Raw genomic sequence first — 643 nt, 5'->3', positions numbered from 1 at the left:
AGCAATCAACACGCAGGGAATCATGCACATGCCGCCTCTTGCCACCATCGGCCTAACTGTGCGTTGCAGGGGACGCCTCCACCAGTGCACGCTTCGGCCATGCCAAGCGGGCGCCCCTGAACTTGGGCGTTAGGCCACATATGCGTCAAACACTAGCAGTGCTATTGCGCTTCGTAGGAGCCATTCTTGTGCTGCTCGGGCTTGTTTCGCTATCACTAGATCTAGAGCTTCTGCCGCGAGCTTTCTCGTTGCACGACTTCATCCCGTTCGTAAGCGTCCGACCAAGGCCCAACTTGGCAGCGCACGACTGGTCAGCTAGAGCTTGATTTCATACAAGCGATCCTGGGCGTCCTGCACGTTGAAGGCATTGGGATCGAAGGGGTGCCCGATCCATGCGGTCATGTCGCCATGCTCCGGATGCTCAGGGTCGGCGATGGCCTGCAAGAAGTCTGCGTAGCCAAGGGCGCCACCCACGTCCTCAGGTGGGCAGGCTCCAGCGCCTGCCAAGCACATGGGGAACTGCAGCTTGAGCTCGGCGGGCATGGTGTCGACCCGCTCGACCTTGATCCTGTGAGTCCAGTTATCACCGAAGTCATATGTCCAGTTGAACGTGGCGCTGTAGCCCAGCGCCTTGTTCAACGTC

The 643-nt window shown here is 59.3% G+C and carries 1 protein-coding gene; it reads right to left on the bottom strand.

The features are described from left to right. Positions 1 to 315: 315 nt before the first annotated feature. A partial coding sequence (locus ABG80_RS17360; protein ID WP_160322583.1) for a plasmid pRiA4b ORF-3 family protein occupies positions 316 to 643 on the bottom strand: 328 nt, incomplete at its 5' end.

The sequence above is a fragment of the Aquabacterium parvum genome (assembly GCF_001447195.1).
In the GTDB taxonomy this organism is placed as follows: Bacteria; Pseudomonadota; Gammaproteobacteria; order Burkholderiales; family Burkholderiaceae_C; genus Aquabacterium; species Aquabacterium parvum.
The sequence above is the reverse complement of the archived record's forward strand: the minus strand, read 5'-3'. Positions and strand labels throughout refer to the sequence as shown.